Consider the following 21,356-nt stretch of genomic DNA (forward strand, 5'->3'; position numbering starts at 1 on the left):
CCGATGCAAACTATTGTCATGAAACGATTCGTATTACCGGTACTGTTAGCCGCCCTGTGTATGCTTGCTTCCTGCAGTAAAATGCTCGATGTGGATTCACACTCTGCCGTGGCCACCAACACCCTCACGGAAGCGGATGTGGAATCCTTCCTGGTGGGTATCTACAACCGTGTACAAAACGCGCCCGGCGCGGAGTCTTATATTTCCTTTGACATCACCGGCGGTAACCTGATCAATGCAGGAGCTACCAGCGACGGGGGACTGAACACTTTTATCACCAACATACTGCGGCCTGAGAACGGCCTGATGTCTGCCGCATGGAACGGCTACTATTCCGCCCTTTACCAGGTGAACAACCTCTTACAGGTAACAGCCAGCCTGCCCGAAACCCAGCGTAACCTGGAGATCTCCGGCACGGCCCATTTCTTCCGCGCCTATCTCTACTACAACCTGGTGACCCGCTGGGGCGGCGTACCATTACTGGAGCAGAACAACGCCGAAAAGGTAAAACGGAACACAGAAGCCGAAATATGGGCCTTTATTGAAAAGGAATTACAGCTGGCGATTGACAGGGCCCCTGCCTATGCCGCAGGCCAGTACTACCTGGTGTCTTCCGTTGCCGCCAAAGCGCTGATGGCGCGGGTAAAGCTGGCGCAGAACAAAAAACCGGAAGCGGCCGCACTGGCAGAAGAAGTGATTGGCAGCGGCCTTTTCCAGCTGGACGACTTTGAGAAAATTTTCAGGGCTACCGCCAACAACGAAGAGATCTTCTCTTTCAAGAACCTCACCATCGAGTCTTCCGTACGGGTAAGCACCCTGTTCTATACCTATGCCCACCCGGTAAAGGGCAGCTACGTATACCGCCCTACCCAGGAAACAATGGACCTGTTCACAGAAACGGATAAACGCAAAGCCATCTCTGTTGACACTTACGAAGGCCTGCGGGTGATCAACAAATATCCCAGCGGCCAGTCTGGTACCGATCCCCTGGTGGTGATCCGCCTGGCGGAAATGTACCTGATCAGTGCAGAGGCACAGGGACTGGCGGGTTTACACCGCCTCAATGAGCTGCGCGCGGTAAGAGGGCTGGCGGCTGTCAACCCCGCCAGTGAAGCCGCCTACCTGGATGCCGTACTGCTGGAAAGAAGGAAAGAATTTCTGGGAGAAGGTTACCGGTGGTACGACCTGGTACGCACCGGGAAAACGGCCGAACTGGGACTGGCGCCAAGGGAAGTGAAGTATCCGATTCCGATGAATGAACTGGCGCTTAACAATCTTCTTCAACAAAACGATGACTATTAAAACCATGAAAAAAAATATGCACCTGATACCCGCATTGCTTAGCCTGTTCATACTGGCAAGCAGCTGTGAAAAAGATTCACAGGCACAGGTACCACCTGTAAATATAAAAAGCCCGCTCACCCAACTGATAAAAGACAGCACCGACCTGGTGGCGCAGGTATTCTCTGACACTATCTTCCAGGTGAGCGAAGGCATCCGGGAAACAGATGTACACTACCTCAGCAAAACCGGCTATGCCATGCACATGTTCATACTGGAGGTAGATCTCAACAACCCGAAACTGAAAGTAGAAGCGGCCACGCCCTATAACGTAGACGGCTATGCCATGCAGACCGTACCCGATATGGCAAGATACCTGGAACCTGCAGAAGGCCGGGTATTGGCGGGTGTGAATGCAGACTTCTTCAACACCTCTACCGGTGAGCCGCGCGGTATACTGATCCGCAACGGTAAAATACTGAAGACCACCTGGGCCAATGCACGCAGCGCCACCTTTATGGGCGTACGTAAGAACGGCCAGGTATTTATTGGCGACCGCGAAGACTTTGCCGCTATGAAAGATGATTTTGAGGATGCACTGGGCGGCGGCCCCATGCTGGTGAAAGATAACGTGATACTGACGCAGACGGACCTGAGCATTGAGCCGCGCACGGGCATCGGCATGAGCAACAAAGGCAAGCTGTATTTCATTGTGGTAGATGGCCGCAGCTTTTATTATTCCAACGGCATTACCATTACAGACCTGGGGCGCATGCTCAAAGCCTGCGGCGCTAATATAGCCATTAACGTGGATGGCGGCGGCTCTTCCACTTTTATGATCAAACATCCGCTGGCAGAAGTATGGCAGGTACGCAACCGCCCTTCTGACGGTACCAACAGGGCGGTAGGCAATGCCTGGATGATCCTTTCCAAACCTTAAATCCCTATACCTATGCAAAAGATCCTGAAATATTGCCTGGTATTATTCTTTATCAGCACGTTGGCCTGCAATAAGGATGAGGAGCCTGCCAATGCCCTGCAGCCGGTGATCAGCACCGTATGGCCACTGGAAGGTAACGCGGCTACCATTGTGACGATACGTGGTAAGCACTTCAGTGGCATCCGCACAGAGAATACCGTAAAATTCAATGGCGTGGAGGCCGTGGTGATAGAAGCCACCACGGGTCAGCTGCAGGTGGTAAGTCCGGAAGACGGCAGCACCGGGCCTATCACCATCGCGGTGCGCAATATGGAAATCAGCGGTCCCGTATTCACCTATTCAGCACCGTCGGAAGAATATACGGTGAAAGTGTTTGCCGGTGATGTAACAGCCGGTTCCGTAGATGGCCCCGCCACGGTTGCCCGGTTTAAAAGTCCGGAGGGGGTGGCCATCGATGCTGCCGGTAATCTCATTGTTACAGACCGCGGCAACAACCGCATCCGCAGGATTACGCCTGACGGCGTGGTGAGCCCCATTGCGGGCGCCACTACCGCCGGCTTTGCCAACGGCCCTGCAACAGACGCCCGGTTCCGCCTGCCCTGGAGATCGACCGTGGATAAGGCGGGCAATATCTATGTGGCTGACCGCGACAATCACTGCATCCGCAAGATTGCGGCAGATGGCACCGTGAGCACCTTAGCAGGCAGCGGTACCGCCGGTTTTGCTGATGGCAGTAAAGACGCGGCCATGTTCAACCAGCCGCTGGATGTAGCGGTAGATGATGCGGGCAATGTATTTGTGGCAGACAACCTGAATCACCGCATCCGCAAAATTACGCCTGACGGACAGGTGAGCACGCTTGCGGGTGATGGTACGGCCGGTTATGCAGACGGCAATGGTACCAGCGCCCGGTTAAAGAATCCCAGTGGTTTAACAATGGATACTGCCGGCAACCTGTTGGTAGCCGACCGGCTGAACCACCGCATCCGTAAAGTGAGCATGGCAGGTGAAGTAAGCACGGTAGCGGGCGACGGAACCACCGGTTACAGGGATGGCGATGCCGCCGCTGCAAGGTTTGCAGATCCTTACGGTATTACGGTAGACAGCAAGGGAAATATACTGGTAGCTGATCTTAACAATAACAAAGTGCGTAAATTGAGCAGCGGTACGGTCAGCACGGTAGCCGGCAGTGGTAAAGGTTTCCTGGATGGCGACGGTGCAGCTGCACAGCTGAACCAGCCTACCGATGTATGTACAGATGCAGCGGGTAACATTTACGTGGCTGACCTTGGGAATAATTGTATCCGAAAAATATCCTTGCTGAAATAAAAGTATAAAATGAAAGTCCTGCTATTTCTCAGCGCAGCGCTGTCCTTTGTGAAACCTTGTTTTTCACAGGACAGCCTGCGTTATGCAGCCGCCAATACACTCCTGATGAGCGGCAAAGCCAAAACCACACAACTGCCCTACCAGCGAATAGACAGCGCTGAAACACGTGAGATGCCGCCCATAGTGCGCAACCTTGCGAAACGGAGCGCGGGCATTGCCATTTTGTTTGAGACCAACTCAACGGTGATCCGTGCCCGTTGGAAGCTGGCGGAAGAAGTGTATATGCCCAACATGACGCCTATAGGCCACAGCGGCCTGGACCTGTATTGCCTGAAGAACGGCAAATGGCAGTTTGTAAGCGTAGCGCGCCCGGCTAAAGGCACGTCGCAGCGGCAGCTGATCGTACAGCACCTGGACAGCAGTATGAAACAGTTCATGCTGTATTTGCCTTTATATAACAGCGTGGACTCGCTGGAGATCGGGGTTGCGCAAAGTGCGCAGATCCGCGTTCCTGCGCAGCCGGGCGTGAACAAAAACAAGCGCGTGGTGATATATGGGTCCAGCGTGGTGCAGGGGGCTTCCGCCAGCAGGCCCGGTATGGCCTACCCGGCGCAGCTGCAACGCCGCACCGGTTATGATGTGATCAACCTGGGCTTCAGCGGCAACGCAAAAATGGAGGCCGCCGTGGCGCAGTACCTGGCTACTGTTCCGGCAGATCTGTATGTGCTGGATTGTATTCCCAATCCTTCGGCGGAGCAGATCAGGGAAAGATCTTATCCGTTTATCAAATACCTGCGGGAGCATCAACCCAATGTGCCGGTCATCCTGGTAGAGACCATTTTCCGGGAAAACGGGTATTGGGACCTGCAATTAGGTCAGCGGGTAGCGGCACAGAACCGGGAGATCCGTACAACGTATGAAAGACTGTTGAAAGAAGGTTACAAAAATCTATACTACATTCCTTCGGAAGCACTGGTGGGCAATGACCATGAGGCAACGGTGGATGGGATCCATTTGTCTGACCTGGGCTTTGACAGGATAGCGACTACGTTGTTGCCGGTGATACAAAAGGCATTGAAAGCAACCGGGCGGCCTGGAAAATAACGGCGCCTGTACTTAAGGGGTATCTTCCAGGTTCATCGCCGTTGGCGTATCACTTCCTTTTTCTTCCTCCACATCAATGGACTCATCCATCTCCTGGGGTGCGGTGGTTGTATCTGATGACGATGCAGGGGCCAATGATGGCGGAGGACTGAATGCGAAGCCGGGTCCCCCGCGGCTGGAAGGCAACGCGCTTATGCCCTCCACCAGTTCCGGTAAGGCCTTTCTTGTTTTACTGGGCCTTTTACTCTTTCCTTCTTCTGTGTGTCTCTTTTTAATATTAACTGATTTGGCGGCATCCGTTTCTTCTTCTTCGCGATCAGATATATCTGTACCATCATCATCATCATCTTCTTCTTCTATAGCTGCTACTGAAGTACCAACATCGTGCTTTTTATCGGCATCTTTCTCTATCCTTTCGGGCGTGTACAATTTGGTAAAGTGATTGATGCCATCATGATAGATAAACAGAGGCGGCGCTGAATCTGCATTGCTCGATTCATCAACATAAGTATCACCCTCATACACCACTACAACCCCCCAGCCGTCTAAACCGAGCACTTCCAGGATGATATCGAGGTTGGCCGTACTGGCAGCTAACATTTCACCCACCGGGGCCCCCAGGCGTTTCCTGATGCGGATAATAGTGTCGCCATCAGCACGGGGCACACCTGCGGCATCAGTAATGGCATTGATCAGGCAATTATTGACGTGGGTAAGCCATGCTGCATCGTCTTTCTTTGCTTCCAGTTCCATAGTCTCTTTTGGGCTGAGCACTGCAGCCTCCTCTTCCTCCGGCTCCGTTTCAGCAGTAAACCGATCAAGCTCATTATCCTCTATTTTTTCATCCCGTTGATCCACCATACGCTTATTTGTGACGTATTGATAGGATTTCGGATATGCTTCCTTTATATATCCTTCATGCAATGTTGGATTTCCTCCATCTCTCAGGCCGTTAATGGCTTCCGTTATAGTGGCTTTACTTGCGCCGCGCCCGTGTTTTTCAAACAGCAATAGTACCTTCCGGTATTTACCTTCACCGTGACCGGTGGTATCGATCTTATCAACCGTTACACCCGGTATCAGGTTAAAGAACGTGAGTATGGCACTAATCATCTCCTGTATGGTGGAGATGTTTGCATTTTCCGGAACTACTTTTTCATTAGCCTTAATATTCTTTTCAGCAGCTGGCCTTACATACGGTACATTGCTGCCTTTTGGCATACGCTTCCTATCCTCATCAAATGTCAACACCTCCTTGCTCATTTCCTTCAACGCGGTGGCGGCGGCAGCAATATCTTTACCTATGATCCTGGCCCTTATCCTGTCAAGGTGCACCACCCAGGCAGTAGTGTGTGCGCCCATCGTTTTTGTAAATGGAGACGGCGGCCTGCCGCTGGATAGCATTTGCCTGATGTCTCCCTTCTCATCCAATATAATCTGGATAGCCATAGGGTTAAGCTGACTGCCAAGGGTTTTCACACCGGGGGCTTTTTCCCGGGGCTTTTCATCTTCCTTCTTTTCTTTTTCCGGTCTTCCTGAGGTGCCTGCTTTTGCCTTCTCCGGCTGTTCGACCTTCTCTGGCGTAAATGCGTTAAAAGGGTTATTACCCTGATAATCTTTAATTCCCGTTAAGGCGGAGCGGGCGTTGGCGGTTAACACTCCTTCGTTCCGTTGCCCGGTATATTGCTTCAATGCAGCGTTGATCGCGTTGTCAATTACGTCTTTTCCTTCTTTGTATTGTGGTACGCGTTCTGCTACCAGCTTGTTGACATCTTCAAATTCTTTGTGGAGGTCTTCGATCTGGCCGCTGAATTCATTTCCCAGCTCCTTATTCAGCGGGTAGACCTCCTTCATCAGCTCCATTGCAGTGCGTTGCTCATTATAGGTGGAGGTTATTAATTTCAGAATTGACAACTTAATATTCTCACCCCACAAGAATTTTTCCTTCTCTATCGAAGTAGCGCCGTTGCGCGCTTTATTCAGCGCTGCCCTAACATCATGGATGAGATTTCTGATATTCTGTTGCTTAATCTTTTTCAGGTTTTCAAAGAAGTCACCCGCCAATTGCGCCCCTATTTTCGCATACACCCTGGGGAATAACCGCTCGATGCTTTTCTTATGCTGCTCCCATATCACTTTAATGAAGCCAATTTTTTCCTCAACAACACCCTCCTTTCCCAACTTGGCTGCGTCTACACCGCCTCCTGTCAGGGCCTGGAATGTAGTTACATTTTTCTCTACGGCAACCTGACCGGCAGAACGATCATCAAACAGGCCGAACACTGCTTCCAGCAATGTTTTATCAGTTATTATCTCTTTCCCTCTTTCAAAGGCGCTCAGGATCTTTGCGCCACGGGTCTCACCGTGCCCTCTGCCTGCGGTGCCCTTACTTTTCACACCTACATTTACGGTGCTGAAGGGCACCAGCTCCCGGGCATCCAGGTAGGCCGCAATGGCCTGCTGCAGGTGGCTGATCAGGAGATTGATGTTGCCGTCCTTACCTGCCGCGTCTGCGGCAGCAAGACTGCTCCTCAGGGTATCCCGTTCGTTATTGAACCGGCTGGCGATCATACTGCTCTCATTCAGAAACTTCACGCCTGGCAAGTCATTTAAATGGTCCGACAGGCCTCTCATATACGCTAATGCCTCTTCGACGGACTTACCCTGCAGCGCAATATTGATCCCTTCTACCTGTACAATAAAAGCGGTGGTATGATCGCCCATAGAATCACTGTACACACGGGGAGGGCGGCCCCGAATTATGATATCTTTTATTTCTTTCCCGGGTGTCAGCCGGATCTGGGCAGAGGTAAGCTGTGCCACTTTCCCCTTCGCTGTTACAGGGGCCGCAGGCTTAAGTTGCAGTGAGAAACGCTGTAGTGAGGACTGTGATGGCGTTGAGCGGGCAGGCAAGGCGGCCGTATGCCAGGGTTGCGGAAATGATCCATGGGCTGCGTCTGTTACAGTAATAGCTGCAGGCTGGTAAGGCAGCGCAAAGCGCTGTACAGTGGGTAGGGCGGATGCCGTTTCGTTATGCGCTTCATCCGGCATATCAGACTTTTCTTCCTGCCACTGTAAAGGCGTTGGAGCCGGGAGTGACAGCCCTTTGTCGCCCGCATGCTGTGCAATGGGATGACCGTTGGTAACCGGAACTGCTGTTTTCTGTTGCTGGTCTGGCATTAACGATGGCTTATTTTGAGATATATACCCGTTAATGGCAAAATACAAAAATTCATCATCAATTATTTGTTATATTGCAGTAGTACTTAGCAAACATCTGTACGACTAACTTGTTACCGTAAACCCATACCCGTTATTCAATACCATATCACCTATGTATTCCCTCACCATCAATCCTATATATGAAAAAACAGTTACTGAAAACCCTCTTTTTACTGGCGCTGTGTCCTTTAGGCGCCCAGGCCCAGACGCCACCTGCTACCTGGCAGGAACACTGGTTTGAACATAACCAGCTGCTGACCAAAGTATATGAAGATAACGACCTGGCCTTGTATTATGACAATGATGTCAATACCACCGTTACCTGGCCGCGGCAGTATTTGTCTTCCGTGTGGCGCTATACCAAACAGGTATATGGCAGCTTTGGCACTGATCCGCACATGTATGCCATCCTGCATACCAACAAATACAGTGGCGGTCATCCGTCTACCTATTTTGATGCAGGTCATGATCTGCGCAATGTAATAGATGCTGGTCCGGGTCCCTGGACCGGCGCTACCCAGGGCGATTACAACCTGCTGACCCATGAAGTAGGCCATATAGTAGAACTGGCGAGTAAAAATATGCATGGCTCTCCTGCCTTTGGTATCTGGGGAGACAGCAAATGGTGCGAGATCTACCTGTATGATGTTTACAAAGGCCTGGGACTGGAAAGCCGCGCCACCAACGCATACAATGAATTCATGGGCAAAACGGATAATTTTCCGCGCGCCAACACCGCCTGGTTTAAGAACTGGTTCTACCCTATTTACAGCCAGTATGGCGGATCAGCGGTATTGAACCGGTACTTTGTGCAGCTGGCGCTGTACTTCAGGAAAAACGGCAACGACTACCCGGGCATGAATATGGGCGAATTTGTACACTTCTGGAGCGGCGCTGCAGGTGTGAACCTCAAAGCGCAGGCCACTATCGCCTTTGGCTGGACCAGCGAATATGAAGCGCAGTTTGTAAAGGCACAACAGGACTTTCCGTTCAGCTATGCTACGCCGGGTGTAACAGCTGCATCTCTCTTCCAGGATATCAATTATGGCGGCTATGGCGTACATCTTCCCGCCGGCAGCTATACCCTTACACAGTTAAGGGCATATGGTGCGCGCAATGACGATATTACTGCCATCAGGGTAACGCCGGGCTTCAGCGTAACGCTTTACCAGGATGATAATTTTTCAGGCAGCAGTCTTACGCTTACTGCGGATAATCCATTGCTGAATGGTTCCTGGAATGACAAGGTATCTTCCGTGGTGATCAGCGCACTGGCGCCTGTTGCAACAACTGTTGCGAAAGAGGAGACGGCAGGCCTGGTGGCTTACCCTAACCCGGTGATCAATGGCAGTACTTTAGTGGTGAAGATAGATGGTTATAAGGCCCATGTGCCCGCATGGATATCGCTGGTGGATGTGAATAAGCGCGTGGTGCTGCAGCAACGTGCAGGCGCTGCAGTGGAAAACCTTTCTACGGCGCATCTTGCGCCCGGTGTATATGTACTGGTGCTGAGCAATGGCGGCAAACAATCTACACAGAAAATAGTCATACAGTAAACAATCCTGCGAAAATTAAACAAGGGAGGCCGTATGTTATCATACGCGGCCTCCCTTTTCCGTTGTGAAAACTTTAACACAAATAATTCAGATAGTATATGTATCTTAGTGAAGATTCTTTGATTGAGCATCTTGCATCAGAATAATTCATTCTTACTTTAGGGTAACGACTATTCTTCTCATCTTTTTAGCTTTCTCTTAAATCGGTTTGACATCGTATTCCTTTATCGCCATTCCGGGGATACATTTTTTTTACACCTACAATCTGTTGCACAGATTAAAAATTCACTGATACAATATGGCATTTATTGAGCATGTGCTCAAGATGCCGTCTTATGGTTGGAAAAACCAGGACGGTCAACTGAGCAAACCTACAGCGACACAATTATTTTCCGAGTTTCTCCGCAGGATCAACATCACCGCCTCCCGTAAAAACTGGCTGCCATTTTTCTCCTGGAGCTGCACACTGAGTTTAGCGCCTTTCGCTATCCTGTTCATTGTGATGCAGGTGCAGGATTTCAATGTATGGTACCTGTTGCTGGGATTTGTGTACGGCATGATACTGATGGGCACACACGGCACCATCTGGTATCATCGCTACGGTACGCACCGGGCTTATCGTTTCCGAAATAAATTCTGGCGGTTTATTACCGCCAACCTCGTGATAAAGCTGGTACCGGAAGAACTGTACATTGTATCACACCATGTGCATCATTCACTGTCTGATCAGCCCGGCGATCCGTATAATGCCGAAGCGGGCTTTTTGTACTGTTTCCTGGCAGATGCCAACCATCAGCCCATTGCGAGCGACCTTTCGGAAAAGGACTATGCAAAGGCGGCTGCCATGCTGGATCATACGGGTGTAAAGGCCAACAGCTACCAGCAATATCTTAAATGGGGCTCTATTGCACACCCTGCAAGGACCGTGCTGAGCACTTTTGCCAACTGGGTCTGCTGGATAGGCATCTTTTATGCCATCGGCGGCCTCTACCTGACGGCTGCTTTGCTGACAGGCGCCTTTATCTGGGGCCTGGGCGTAAGAACCTTCAATTATGAAGGGCATGCCAAGGGCGAGGACAAGCAGGTACCCGGACTGGACTATAATACGAAAGACAAATCCATTAACCAGTGGTGGCCCGGCCTGGTTGCCGGCGAATGGCATAACAACCACCACCTGTATCCCGCGAGCGCGCGCTCCGGATTTTTAACAGGGCAGATCGATCTTGCCTGGTATTATATCAGAACGCTGAAATTCATTGGCGGCGTAAGCGCCTGTCATGATGCAAAGAAACAATTCATGAAAAATTACCGTAAGCCCTACCTGGAAGAGGTGAAAAGGGCAAAAGCGCGGCAGACAAAAGCGGTGATTTCCTGATCAACTGAACACAACATTTGCTTAATTTTAAGATTATTAGGCCTTTATTCAATATAAAGGCCTATCTTTATTGAGTACAGGGCGCCTGCCATGGCTTTTGCTGATCTAGTCTGGATAACCTCTTTTCATTTCAGTCTTCGCTTTTACAGCTGCCATATTTGTCACTTCTTAAAACCTGACGTATGCAAATTTTTGTCGGTAATTTAAGCTGCCAGACCACCGGGCGACAGTTATCTGGCCTTTTTTCCGCATTTGGCATTGTCCGTTCAGTTAAGATCATATTCGACAACTATACAGGACGTTCGCAGGGTTTTGCATTTGTAGACATGCCGCAGGACAGCCACGCGGCGCACGCCATTAAAGTACTTAACAGCAGCATGCTGGATTCACAGTTCATTGTAGTGAACGAAGTAAGGCTGGAAGGAGATAATTATTAATAAGCCCCGTCGAAGCACGAGGGCGGCAATATTGCCATATAAACTGAAATACAACACTATGGGTGATTCTTTTTCAAAGAAAGAACAGAAAAACAGAAAAGCAAAAGCAAAACAGGAAAAAGCAGAAAAGAAGCTGGAGCGTAAAAACAACAACAACAAAGGCAAAGGACTGGAAGAAATGCTGGCCTATGTAGATGAAAACGGCAATCTCAGTTCCGTACCTCCCCAGGGCGGCGCTCCCGAAATTCCCCTGGACCAGATCAGGATCGATGCCAAACCGAGACCTGAAGATGTATCCGAGCCGGCTGTCAACACCGGATCTATCTCTTACTTCAACTCGTCAAAAGGCTTTGGTTTTATAACCGAAGACAGATCAAAAGAAAGAGTTTTCTTTCATATCAACCAGCTGGCACAGCCGGTAAAAGAAGGCGATAAAGTTACCTTTTTAAAAGAAAGGACCGCACGTGGATACAATGCGGTTGATGTAAAACGTAACTGACCTCCATTGTGAAGGTCAGTTAAGCGTCTACTCAAAAAAAGGCATGCCCGGTATGGCATATTTTTTCATGCCGGCTTCATTGATCTCTACCCCAATTCCGGGCTTGTCTGATACAGTGATAAAACTGTCCTTTACCCATTCACCCTCATAGGTGACAATTTCCCTGAACATGGGCTCTGTATGAAAATACGACTGCCATTCCATGATCATGAAATTAGGCACCGATGCGCATACATGTGCGCAGGCCATGGCGCCCAGGAAGGAGGCCACCATATGTGGTGCAAAAGGTACGTAGTACAGGTTGGCGAGGTTGGCAATGCGTTGCCCCTCTCCCAGCCCGCCACATTTCTGCAGGTCGGGCATTACGATGTCTACAGCTCCTGTCTCCAGCAACCTGCGGAAGCCATAGGCCAGGTAATGGTTCTCTCCTGCGCAGATGGGCGTGCTGGTAGATTCCGTGATCAGTTTATAAGCCTCTGCATTCTCAGCAGGGATGGGCTCTTCCAGCCACATTAAATTCAAAGGCTCTACTCTTTTGGCAACGGCCTGACCGGTGACCGCATCGTAACGGCCATGCATATCCGCACAGATATCTGTGTCGGGGCCTACTGCTTCGCGGGCGGCGGCCAGCTGGTCGTACATACGTTGCAGTTCTGCAGGGCTGGCGGTCCAGTTATAGCGGTCGTATTTATTGGGGTCATTGCCCTGGTCCAGGTCAAACTTGATGGCGTTAAAGCCCATCGCTTTCGCCTTTTTGGCGGCTTCCGCAAAATCAGCCGGTGTTGGCAGGTTACGCTGGTACAAAGCGGTGTCGCAGTACACCCTTACCTTATCGCGGAACTTCCCCCCCAGCAGCTGGTATACGGGCAGTCCCAGGGCTTTGCCTGCAAGGTCCCAGAGGGCTGTTTCCACGGCCGACAATACAGCTACATATATACCGGATTGCGCGCCCTGGAAGAAACCTGATTTGCGGATATCTTCAAACAGGCGGTGTACATTCAGGGGATTCTGCCCTTTAATACGCTGACCAAAATTCTTTACCAGGTAATAGGTGCCGGGGATGGCGTCTACGCCTTCGCCGCATCCGTGAATGCCCTGGTTGGTATATATTTTCACAAAGACGCTGCCCCTGATAAAACCGCATTTCAGATCGGTGATCTTCAGGTCTGCCGGAGCAGATGCTTTAGGCGTATGATCTATTGCCTGTTTATATTGCTGCCCGAAAGCAGATACGCCGGCGATGGGCGTCATGGCGGCCATCAGGGCAGCTTTGGATATAAATGATCTGCGGGAGGAGTGGTTTGTCATGTTACGGGTTGTTTTGGATTACCATGTTCTGTCTTTCAAAAATTCCTGTATCTGGCTCCTGGATACGGGCAGTTCGTTGATATGATCGTTGAGCCATTGGGAAAAATCCTTTTCTATGTCATCGCTCCAGCGGGAGTCTATCTGGCCGGGCGTGTATTTGCCTTCGCGCAGGCGCTGATGGCCAAACATATCGCGCAGGCGTACGATCTCCGAGGTTCTGACCACCTTTTCTGCCAGTTGCGGGGGGATGAAGATCACGCCGCCATCGCGCCCCAGCACAACATCGCCGGGCATGACGGTGGCCTTGCCAATGCGGGTGGGCTGATTAATGCCTACCAGGGTGGTGTTCAGCTCACCTTCGGGGTTGTTGAGATGGTGCGAGGGATGGTAGCTGCGGAAGAAAGAAGTAAAGGAGCCGATCTCCTTCAGTCCTTTGATGTCGCGGATAGCGCCATCGTACACAATGCCGTTACCTGTTTTGGCATAGATGGAATTACCGAGATTGTCGCCGATGGTAGGCCCGTCTTCATAGGCATCAAACTGGTCTACTACATACACATCGCGTGGTACCAGCAGATCGATGGGCCATGAGTTCTGCGACTTCACTCTTTTGTCGCGCACCCCAAACCGGTCAATCACACGATGGATGTCAGGGCGGCCGGGCACGAAGGTGGCCGTAACGGCGCGGCCCACCAGTACGCTGTCCGGGTTAATGGTTTTCCAGTTTCCATCAAACTGGTGTTTATAGCGCTCATTGCGCAACACTGCCCAGGCCTCTTCCAGCGAAACGGCCTTCATGCGGTTGAGGATACTGTCGGGCACTTTGGGCCGCCCATCGGCAAAGCGCTCGCCTTTCCATTCCGGCGTCATTGCGATGAGCTGTTCGCGGGTGATCTGCTGGCTGTGTACGGCGTTGGCTGTTAAAAATAACAGTGCTGTCAGCAACCAGGATGTACATTTTTGCATCTAGCTTCATTTTTCACGTGGTTAATAAATAAAGGTTTGTTTATATCAGTTTTGTTTTCTGTTTCACGGGTGTTTTTGCTACGGTATGTTTTTGCTGCAGGTTGCTGATCAGTTCAAATTCATCGGACAGTTTTGCGCTCAGTTTTTCAAATACAGAGAAATAATCCGCATATACGGCATGGTGTTGCTTATTGGGTTTATACACATCGGGCAGCTCTACCGTCCTGGCTGCCTGGTCCAGTGAGTCGTAGATGCCCATTTCAGTGGCGCTCAGTAACCAGGCGCCATAACTTACGCTATGGAATTTACGCCGCAGGTGTACGGGCCTGTTGAACATATCGGCGATCAGCTGTGTACAGAAAGGAATGGTGCCGAAGCTGCCGTTTACGGAAAGGCTGCTGATGTTGCGTTGTTCGCTGAGTGTTTTACCGATGCTGTATATTTCGTAGAGGATGCCTTCAATGGCGGCGCGTACAAAATGCCTGCGCTCGTGTTTGATGTTGAGGCCAAAGTAGGCGCCGCGCGCATTGGCATTCCAGAGCGGGGCGCGTTCTCCCAGCAGGTAAGGCAGGAAGAGCAGGCCATCCGCTCCTACGGGCACCTTGGACGCCTCTTCGATGAGCTGCTGCATGCTGTGTTCTATATCGAAGGGATTGGTAAAATCGCCGAACTGGCGGGTGAACCATTCAAAGATGTTGCCGCCGTTGTTGGTGGGGCCGCCGGATACATAGCTGTCTTCCGTAAGCACATAATTGAAGAAGCGCATCTGTTCATCTTTCAGTACGGCGGGGCCCATTACACGTACGGCGCCGCTGTCTTCAATGGTGATGGTGGCTTTACCTTCTCCTTTCACGCCATCGCCCAAAGTAGCCAGGCATCCATCGCTTGAGCCAATGAGTATCTTGGTAACCGGCGGCAGTCCGAGGGATTGCTGGTAAGCTTTTTTCAGTTTGCCTGCGTTGGCAAAAATGGGTCCCAGCCCGGGCAGATGGGTGGCAGAGATGCCTGCATATTTGAGCGCATCTGCTTCCCAGGTAAGGGTATGGATGTTCAGCAGGCCGGTAGCAGAAGCAATGCTGTAATCCATGAGGTATTCGCCGGTGAGCTGCTGGATGATGTAACTTTTAATAGAGAGGAACTTGCTGGTTTGCCGGAAACGCTCCTTATCATAACGGCGGATCCAGGCTATTTTCAGCATGGGCGACATGGGATGGATGGGCGTACCGGTGGCCGCGTACAGGCTTCTGCCCAGGGCTGTGTTCCGCAGTTCCTGCGCTTCTTTTTTGGCGCGGTTGTCAGACCAGGTAATGGCGTTGCCAAGCGGGTTACCGTTCTTGTCAACCGCCAGTACGCTGTGCATGGCGGCGCTGAAACACACGCATGCGACCTGGTATTTTTTGGGATGTATATGTTCATTGAGCAGGTTCTTCATCACGTAGAGGGTGGTAATGAATATCTGCTCCGGGTCTTGTTCTGTGCGGTCTGGTTCCGTGTGAAATGAAGGATAATAGCCTTTCATTGAAGCGATAACACGGCCACCGAGGTCGAAGGCAAAGATCCTTACCCCGTTTGTTCCTAACTCAATGGTGACGATGCATTTCATGTTTATAGTGATTATTCATTACGCAAATGATTTTTTCTGAACTCGCTGGGCCGGTAACCCGTCAGCTTTTTAAAGGTGGTCGCAAAATGTTGCGACGAATAGAAACCGGTGTCCAGCGCGATGTCTGTTACACTGATATCGGGGCGTTTCAGGAGTTTGATGGCCTCCGATATACGGATGTTGATCAGGTAATTGATGGGTGAAAATCCTGAATAGCTTTTCACCTTTTCTGTAAATAAGGTGGTGCCCAGACCAACGAGGGCGGCCATTTCTTCTACGGTCCACTGGTGAGAGAGATCCTGTCGCAGCAGCTCTTCCAGGCGCATGAAGGTTTGCGGGAAATCGCGGCCGGGATGCACCACCTGCTGTGTCATGTGCCGGATCATCTTAATGAGCAGTTCATCCACCTGGTGATTGATGCGCGTCTGATAGCCTATCTCATGTGCCAACAACTCGGTATGTATGCATTTCAGGATCTTGCCGGCTTCACTGAACCTGGACAGCACCGGGGTGCTGTTCATAGACAGCATCTTTCCGATGGTGGCGCTTTCCGTATCCGAAAGGCCGCTCCATTTGCCGGGGAGGATGTGACCATTGTCCAGCTTCTGCATATCAAGATGCATCCAGGTAAAGGCGCCGATCTCCAGTACACCGTTATCACTGCCAAAGGATATACCCGGTAATATCAGGGCAACATCGCCCGGGTATAAAAAATAAGGCTGGTGATTGATGCGCCATTCAAATTTTCCTTCAATGATGTAATAGATCCTGATACATTCTGTGACCGTGGCGGGGAATGTATCAAGCTGCATAGCGCCATTCTTTTTCATTCCCAGTTCCAGCAAGTGGGGGAACAAGCGTAGTTCCGGGGACTTACCATGTTGTAGCGAAAATGGAGTCATAGCGTATATAAAGAAAGGAAATTTATCAATCCGGCATGTACAAAATTCTACGCCGTATTATTTTGGAAGTTTTTGACTGGAATACCGGATAATTTGTCGAAATAACAATAATTCCACGGTATGAAAAAGTATCCCGGCATGCTTTGCATGCTACTCCTACTTATGTCAGCTGCTCATGCGCAATTTATTACGGGGACAGTGTCAGATGAACAAGGTACGAAGCTTCCAGGAATTTCCGTGGTTGTAAAAGGCAGCACAGCGGGAACGACCACTGGTACAGACGGTCAGTTCCGCGTAGCCGCCGGCGGCGATGCCACGCTTGTATTCAGCTCCATCGGGTTCACCACCCAGGAGGTGGCCGTTAATGGCCGCAGCGTGATCAACGTAACGCTTACAACCGGAAAACAGGAACTCGGTGAAGTGGTGGTAACGGCACTGGGTATTAAGAAACAGGCCCGCGGCCTGGGTTATTCGGTAACCGCCGTTAAACCGGAAGAACTGACCGTTAACCGCACCAGCAATGTAATGAACGCCTTGCAGGGCAAAGTGGCTGGTCTTAATATCTCCTCCCTGGGCACCGGGCCCGGTGGCACTTCCAAGATCCGCATCCGTGGGCAGTCGTCACTATCGGGGCAGAACAATCCCCTGATCGTTATCAACGGTGTGCCCGTTGACAATACCAATTTTAATGACAACACCATCACGGTAAAAGGCGGCGGCGTTTATGCAGACGGCGGTGACGGCCTTTCCAGCATCAACCCGGATGATATTGAGAGCATGACCGTATTAAAAGGCGCTCCTGCATCTGCGCTCTATGGCTCCCGCGCAAAGGACGGTGTGATCATGATCACCACCAAGACAAAGGGTGCAGTAAAAGGCATTGGCGTTAGCTATAACCTGAACTATACCAACGATACGCCGCTGGACTTTACAGACTACCAGCGCGACTATGGCCAGGGAGAAAATGGCGTAAGGCCAACTTCACCAAATCCTACTTCAGGGCAGTGGTCTTTTGGTGAAAAGTTTGCACCGGGCATGACGCATATCCTCTTTGATAACCTTACAGTGCCCTATCAGCCGCAGGGCAGCCGTATCAAGGAGTTCTACCGCCACGGACAGAACGTATCCAATACCGTGGCATTTGATATGACCAATGAAAAAGGCGGTATGCGACTCTCGCTGAACAATACGGAGAACAAAGGCATCATGCCTAACAACACGTTTAACCGTAAGACCATGAACCTGGGCTTCAGTTACAACCTGACAGAGCAGTTCACGGTAGCGGGCAATATCAATTATTCGCGGGAGAACAACAAGAACCCGCCCAATATTGCCAACCAGGATAACTCCATCCCCACTACTTTAATGGCAATGTCCACTTCTATGCCACTGGAAGTGCTGGACGCCAACAAATACAATGCAGCGGGCAATGAGTATCCATGGTCCAGGTTCACGAACCGTACCAATCCTTACTGGGTACTGGCAGAACAATTCCATAACATTAAACGCGATCGTTTATTCGGAAATATCACCCTGAAATATAACCTGCTATCCTGGCTGAGCGTACAGGGCCGCTTCGGACAGGATTACTGGTCGCGCGATGAAGACGTGAACAACTTCCCCACGGGTCAGGCTTCCAGGGCAGCGGCGCCTTTCGGGTTTGTGAACGGCGTGTATACGCAGGAGTCGCGCCGCTTCCGGGAAACGAACCTCGACTTCCTGGTGAATGCCAACAAAACATTTGGTGACCTGGGCGTTAACGTAAACGTGGGGGGCAACCGTATGCGCAAACGTTCTGACATCAATAATGTGGTAGTGACCGACTTTATCATCAGGGACCTGTACACGGTGCAGAACGGGCGTGGTAAAGACCCGGTGTATACGCTGAACGAGCAGGGGGTGAACTCGCTCTACGGCGCAGCAGAACTGAACTGGAAGCAGGTGTTCTACCTGAATGGTACCCTGCGGAATGACCGCTTCTCTACCCTGTCGCCAGAGAACAGGAGTATTTATTATCCATCTGTTTCGGGCAGCTATGTGTTTTCAGAGCACCTGCCGCATCTTTCCTGGCTGAGCTTTGGTAAAGTACGCGCAGGATATGCCGAAGTAGGCAGCGATGGCGATGTAGCGCCTTATTCAGATCAGTTGTTCTATACCGTAAATGCCAACTTTATAGCCAATCCCAATGGTACACCGGTTCCTGTAGGCACCAGTAATATCAGCAACACGGTTACAGGCACTACCCTTCCCAACCCCAACCTGCGTCCCAGCCGGGTGGCAGAAACAGAAGTGGGACTGGAACTGCGCATGTTTGACAGCCGTGTGAACCTGGATCTGGCCGCTTACCGCAAGATCACCAGCGACCAGATTGTGCTGGTGCAGATATCTGATGCATCGGGCTATCTCAATACACCCATTAACAGCGGTAAAAGCCGCAACAAAGGTTTTGAGGCCATGCTGAATCTGGTGCCTGTCAGGAACCGGTCATTCCGCTGGGACTTTACGGCCAACACTTCTTACAACATCACCAAGGTGCTGAGCATTATTTCAGACAGACCGGGTGAACGTATCACTACGGGTACGCACGTATTCAACGGAGAAACCCGGCATGTAGTGGGCCAGGAGATCGGTCAGATTGCCGGTTACGGGTATGCACGTAATGAGAACGGACAGCGGATATTCCAATCCAACGGCTTGCCGCAGCGTACACCTGATTTTGTGCTGTTTGGCAGCGCGCTGCCCAAATGGGTGGGCGGTTTCCTGAACACCTTCAACTACAACGGCATCCAGCTCAGTGTATTCATTGACTATAAACTGGGCAACAAAATGCTGTCTGGCACCAACTTCAACGCAGTACGTCATGGGCTGCACAAGATGACGCTGGAAGGCCGTGAAGGCGGTGTGGTGGGCGATGGCGTAGATGCCAGCGGCAGGCCCAACGAAGCGGTGGCGCAGGCACAACTCTACTGGGAACATCTTCGCTCGCAGCAGATCGTAGAATCCGTTGTGTATAACGGCGGCTACTGGAAGCTGCGGCAGCTGACGCTGGGTTATGATTTTACCAAACATATTCCACCCCATTGGCCTATTAAGGGACTGAAGCTGGACTTTGTGTCCAACAATGTGCTGATCATCAAGAAATGGGTAGACAATATCGATCCTGAAACATTTGGCTTTGGTTCTGACAACCAGGTAGGGCTTGAGTCTCCCGGTCTGCCCAGCACCCGCAGCCTTGGATTGAACCTGAACGTTAAATTCTAACAACCTGCATCATGAAAAAGATATTCAGCTATAGTTTATTTGCCTTGTTACTGTCGGCAGTTGCCTGTGAGAACGGGTTGTCGGACCTGAACATCAGCAAAACAAATCCCACATCGCTTGACCCCTCGCTGCTGTTGAACCAGGCGGTGATCAATACCTCTTTTCCTGTGAAATCACTGGTGTTTGATGTAGGGATCGTACAGCAGATGGTAACACCCAACGGCGGTGTGCTGGCGGGCGCCAATTTTAACCAGGACAGCCGCGATGTGACCACGCAACCGTTGTGGACCGCTTACTACCAGAGCGTGATCAAAAACACCTACGACGCGCTGACGCGTTCAAGAGATAACCCCGCCAGGAGCAATATGTACAACATGGCGCGTATTTATCAATCTTACGTATTCATGATCCTGACGGATGAATATGGCGACATTCCGTATAAGGAAGGCGGCGCGGGCTTAACAGACCGGATCCTGCTGCCGCAGTACGACCGCCAGCAGGATATTTACCCGCAGATCATACAGGAGCTGACCGAAGCTGCAGCGGCCCTTGACCCTGCAGGCACTATTGAAAGCGGCGATGTATTATATGCGGGTGATATAGCCAAATGGAAAAAGTTTGCCTATTCCCTGCTGCTGCGGGCGGGTATGCGGCTTGGCAAGGTAGACGCAGCCAAGGCCCAGAGCACAGTGCAGGCGGCAGTGAACGGCGGCGTGATCACTGCCAATGCCGATAATGCGTATATACGGCACGATGCCAACTTTACGCAGCCTATCGGCGGTACGCTCAACGGCAGTGAAGCAGCCAATTTTTACCTGACCAAACCATTTGTAGACCAGCTGAAGAATACCAACGATCCCCGGCTGCAGGCCATCGCCATACGTTATGTGGGCGCTGAAAGCGGCGCGGGGCAAACCGTTGCTGTTGGCACCACCGATCCTACGAAACAGATAGGCATGCCTATTGGCAGGGATAACGGCACCATCGGAGCTGCCGCTACTGCTGATGGCCTGGTCAGCTTCTATGAGTACAGCCAGGTAGACCGCCGCAGGATCGTGAAAATAAATTCACCCGTGTTCCTGGTCACTGCTGCGCAAACCAATTTACTGCTGGCGGAAGCGCGCTTCAGGGGATGGATCACCACCGGTGCTGCAGCACAGTATTATGAGGATGGCATCCGTGCACATATGGACCAGATGGCCGTGTACGATCCCAACTCTGCTGTACCTACGGCCGCAAGGGATAATTATGTATCTGCCCATCCGCTTACGGCAGGCAGTGAGCTGGAGCAGATCAATACACAGTACTGGATCGCTTCTTTCCTGAACGGCCCCGAAGCTTTTGCCAATTTCAGGCGGAGCGGTTTCCCGGCGCTGACGCCTAATCCTTACGGGCAGCCCAACAACCCGGATGTGCCGAATGGCACCTTTATCAGGCGGCTGACCTATCCTACATCAGAACTGAGTATTAATACAGAGAACGTAAATAAAGCTATTCAGAACCAGGGCGAAGATAAGCTGAGCACCAGGGTATGGTGGGACAGGCCCTGACAAAAAAAGCCAGGCAGCTACCT

Annotated in this window: 15 protein-coding genes; 10 read left to right on the forward strand and 5 right to left on the reverse strand. The window is 51.2% G+C overall.

Annotated features, from left to right (window positions below):
• Window positions 1-18: 18 nt before the first annotated feature.
• The 4 genes from Q0577_RS15880 to Q0577_RS15895 are packed head-to-tail and all read left to right on the forward strand — an operon-like array spanning window position 19 to window position 4,654.
• On the forward strand, window positions 19-1,302 hold the full coding sequence (locus Q0577_RS15880; protein WP_298737913.1) for a RagB/SusD family nutrient uptake outer membrane protein: 1,284 nt from the start codon (window positions 19-21) through the stop codon (window positions 1,300-1,302).
• Window positions 1,303-1,306: 4 nt separating this feature from the next.
• Complete coding sequence (locus Q0577_RS15885) at window positions 1,307-2,221, forward strand: phosphodiester glycosidase family protein (RefSeq protein WP_298737914.1); 915 nt, start codon at window positions 1,307-1,309, stop codon at window positions 2,219-2,221.
• A gap of 12 nt (window positions 2,222-2,233) precedes the next feature.
• Window positions 2,234-3,550 carry an IPT/TIG domain-containing protein gene (locus Q0577_RS15890; RefSeq protein WP_298737915.1) on the forward strand — a complete coding sequence of 439 codons (1,317 nt, stop codon included), beginning with the start codon at window positions 2,234-2,236 and terminating at the stop codon, window positions 3,548-3,550.
• Between the two features lie 9 nt (window positions 3,551-3,559).
• The gene (locus Q0577_RS15895; protein WP_298737917.1) at window positions 3,560-4,654 is read left to right on the forward strand and encodes an SGNH/GDSL hydrolase family protein; all 1,095 of its coding nucleotides are present in this window, start codon (window positions 3,560-3,562) and stop codon (window positions 4,652-4,654) included.
• A 12-nt stretch (window positions 4,655-4,666) separates the two neighbouring features.
• On the opposite strand, the gene Q0577_RS15900 is transcribed toward Q0577_RS15895, so the two are convergent.
• Window positions 4,667-7,834: a hypothetical protein gene (locus Q0577_RS15900; protein WP_298737919.1), complete on the reverse strand. Its 3,168-nt coding sequence runs from the start codon at window positions 7,832-7,834 to the stop codon at window positions 4,667-4,669.
• Window positions 7,835-8,016: 182 nt separating this feature from the next.
• Between Q0577_RS15900 and Q0577_RS15905 the strand changes: the two genes are divergently transcribed.
• From Q0577_RS15905 to Q0577_RS15920, 4 genes are all read left to right on the forward strand, one after another.
• The gene (locus tag Q0577_RS15905) at window positions 8,017-9,432 is read left to right on the forward strand and encodes a T9SS type A sorting domain-containing protein (protein WP_298737920.1); all 1,416 of its coding nucleotides are present in this window, start codon (window positions 8,017-8,019) and stop codon (window positions 9,430-9,432) included.
• Between the two features lie 298 nt (window positions 9,433-9,730).
• Complete coding sequence (locus Q0577_RS15910; RefSeq protein WP_298737921.1) at window positions 9,731-10,807, forward strand: fatty acid desaturase; 1,077 nt, start codon at window positions 9,731-9,733, stop codon at window positions 10,805-10,807.
• A 182-nt stretch (window positions 10,808-10,989) separates the two neighbouring features.
• Window positions 10,990-11,244: an RNA-binding protein gene (locus Q0577_RS15915; RefSeq protein ID WP_298737923.1), complete on the forward strand. Its 255-nt coding sequence runs from the start codon at window positions 10,990-10,992 to the stop codon at window positions 11,242-11,244.
• 58 nt (window positions 11,245-11,302) lie between these two features.
• Window positions 11,303-11,743 carry a cold-shock protein gene (locus Q0577_RS15920; protein WP_298737925.1) on the forward strand — a complete coding sequence of 147 codons (441 nt, stop codon included), beginning with the start codon at window positions 11,303-11,305 and terminating at the stop codon, window positions 11,741-11,743.
• Window positions 11,744-11,770: 27 nt separating this feature from the next.
• Here Q0577_RS15920 and Q0577_RS15925 read toward each other — a convergent pair whose 3' ends face one another.
• From Q0577_RS15925 to Q0577_RS15940, 4 genes are read right to left on the reverse strand one after another with little or no spacing between them, the layout of a single operon-like run.
• Window positions 11,771-13,051 (reverse strand): mandelate racemase/muconate lactonizing enzyme family protein, encoded by a 1,281-nt coding sequence (locus tag Q0577_RS15925; protein WP_298737926.1) that lies wholly within the window; start codon window positions 13,049-13,051, stop codon window positions 11,771-11,773.
• A gap of 18 nt (window positions 13,052-13,069) precedes the next feature.
• Window positions 13,070-14,017, reverse strand: coding sequence for an RraA family protein (locus Q0577_RS15930; protein ID WP_298737928.1), 948 nt, complete (start codon window positions 14,015-14,017; stop codon window positions 13,070-13,072).
• A 40-nt stretch (window positions 14,018-14,057) separates the two neighbouring features.
• Entirely contained in the window at window positions 14,058-15,620 is a 1,563-nt protein-coding gene (locus Q0577_RS15935) for a gluconokinase (protein WP_298737930.1), read from the reverse strand.
• Window positions 15,621-15,631: 11 nt separating this feature from the next.
• Window positions 15,632-16,432, reverse strand: coding sequence for an AraC family transcriptional regulator (locus Q0577_RS15940; RefSeq protein ID WP_298737932.1), 801 nt, complete (start codon window positions 16,430-16,432; stop codon window positions 15,632-15,634).
• Window positions 16,433-16,720: 288 nt separating this feature from the next.
• Between Q0577_RS15940 and Q0577_RS15945 the strand changes: the two genes are divergently transcribed.
• Entirely contained in the window at window positions 16,721-19,783 is a 3,063-nt protein-coding gene (locus Q0577_RS15945; RefSeq protein ID WP_298737934.1) for a SusC/RagA family TonB-linked outer membrane protein, read from the forward strand.
• A gap of 11 nt (window positions 19,784-19,794) precedes the next feature.
• Window positions 19,795-21,333 (forward strand): SusD/RagB family nutrient-binding outer membrane lipoprotein, encoded by a 1,539-nt coding sequence (locus Q0577_RS15950; RefSeq protein ID WP_298737935.1) that lies wholly within the window; start codon window positions 19,795-19,797, stop codon window positions 21,331-21,333.
• Window positions 21,334-21,356: the final 23 nt, after the last annotated feature.

This window comes from uncultured Chitinophaga sp. (assembly GCF_937898475.1).
GTDB lineage: Bacteria > Bacteroidota > Bacteroidia > Chitinophagales > Chitinophagaceae > Chitinophaga.